1 protein-coding gene is annotated in these 1,072 nt (G+C 32.6%); it reads right to left on the bottom strand.

Annotation, left to right across the window (positions count from 1 at the left end):
• Positions 1-942, bottom strand: a 942-nt coding sequence (locus DFQ06_RS01040; protein WP_133965536.1) for an IS110 family RNA-guided transposase, incomplete at its 3' end; no start/stop codon positions are given.
• Positions 943-1,072 lie beyond the last annotated feature (130 nt).

A 1,072-nucleotide genomic window follows, 5' to 3' on the forward strand; every position in this document is an offset into this window, starting at 1 on the left:
CTTGTCAAATATTAAACCCGATTTTGCGATAGCAAAAGCTTGTTTTAGTAACTTATTACATACCGCTATTAATGCTAATTTTTTACTCTTTCCTTTTGCTACTAATCGTTCATAAATATCTCTGCATGCTTTGTTGTATTTACAAGCTGTAAAACTGCACATAAATAATAAATTTCTGAGTTTTTGATTGCCCATTTTACTAATTCGTGGTCGTCCTTTTATACTACTTCCACTTTGCCTAATCACTGGAGTTAATCCTGCGTAACTACATAATTCTGCGGCACTCGAAAAGCGTTCAAAACCACCTGTTAAAACGATTAACATAATAGATGTTTTTTTTCCGATTCCTGGTATGGTTTTTATTCGAGTAAATAAATCTTTATGAGCCTCTTTTACTAAAACCAGCAATAACTCTTCTAAGTTGGACATCTCTTTATCTAAATGTTTTAAACTACGTTTTAAGGATCTTACAATAGCTTTACTTGGTTCCCCTAAAACAGATTCACCATGAAGTTTATTCTTTATCATCGTACGCTGTTTTGTATACACAGAAAGGGTTCTGGTAATTTGAAGACACTCCTGTACTTCCTTGGAACTACCTTTCCAAAGCTTTAACTCTACTTGCTCAGCATAAGAACATATAAGTTTTGAATCACTCTTATCGGTCTTAATCTTGGATAGCCGCATCTGGATAAATCGTTTTACAGACAATGGATTTTCTACTGAAACATTTAGACCTTCTTCAAACAAATAATAAGCCAACTGATAATGATAGTAACCTGTAGCTTCCATCACACAATGACTCTCAGAATTTAAAAGTTTTCTAAATGCTTTAAAGCCTGAAACCTTATTTTTAAACTGATAATAATTACCATCTGAATCTGTGACATCAAAAACTAAATAACTAATGTCAATACCAAAATATTTAATATCTTTATTCATAACAAATTATTTTTTTGAAAGGACATACTACGCGAGTTTCAACGACTTAAAATCGAGGTCTAAAAGCCTCACAGAACTGTTCGAAATCTGTGTAGAAAAGAGAGGGGATTTACAATGTTGACGAGATCTG

The organism is Algibacter lectus (assembly GCF_004368925.1).
In the GTDB taxonomy this organism is placed as follows: Bacteria; Bacteroidota; Bacteroidia; order Flavobacteriales; family Flavobacteriaceae; genus Algibacter; species Algibacter lectus.